We start from the raw sequence: 680 nt of genomic DNA on the forward strand, positions 1-680 counted from the left end.
TGTCGTCTTGGTTTAGCTGCACGTATTTATCAAAGTTCTGTGCATAATCTGTCAAGTTGTCGCTTAACATCTGGCGATACTGTTTGACATAAAACTCGACGATATCGTCTTTTTCTTTGGCAAAATCATCGCCTTTCACGAAGCCAATTGAGGCAACAGAGGCGCTATAGCGTGCGGCAGCATACAGCAAAGAAGCACCGACTTGTCCTGAATGGGCATCAGGGCCTAGCTGACTATTGGCGACACCGATGATGGCATCAGCACGTTGGTAAAATGCCTGCATTTCAGGGGTGATTTCAATGCTTGCATCCACATTGTTGTCTTGAGTGTTGCTGTCTTGAGACATAAGCTGCTCCTAATAATAAGTGTCGATAATTTCAGTATATAAAGACGGTTTGTAAATGATTCAACGTAATGACTCTTATAAACCAGCGTCTGCTTTTAAGATATCAGCTTTGTCTGTTTTTTCCCAAGTAAAGGCCGTCTCTGAGCCTTGACGACCAAAATGTCCAAAGGTAGCCGTCTGCTGATACATTGGTTGTAACAAGTTCAACATACGAGTGATGCCATACGGACGTAGGTCAAAGTGAGTACGAATCAGGCGAATGATCTCATCGTTACTAATTTTGCTCGTACCAAAGGTGTTGACAGAGATAGACGTTGGCTCAGCAACTCCAATC

2 protein-coding genes are annotated in these 680 nt (G+C 43.5%); both read right to left on the minus strand.

Going from position 1 to position 680, the window contains the following annotated elements:
- Window positions 1-346 (minus strand): DUF3144 domain-containing protein (locus ACS8FC_RS17855; protein WP_439297777.1); only part of this gene is annotated, 346 nt, incomplete at its 3' end.
- A 75-nt stretch (window positions 347-421) separates the two neighbouring features.
- On the minus strand, window positions 422-680 hold a 259-nt coding region (locus ACS8FC_RS17860), incomplete at its 5' end, for a methionine adenosyltransferase domain-containing protein (protein ID WP_439297778.1).

The organism is Psychrobacter sp. 1Y4, assembly GCF_051847555.1.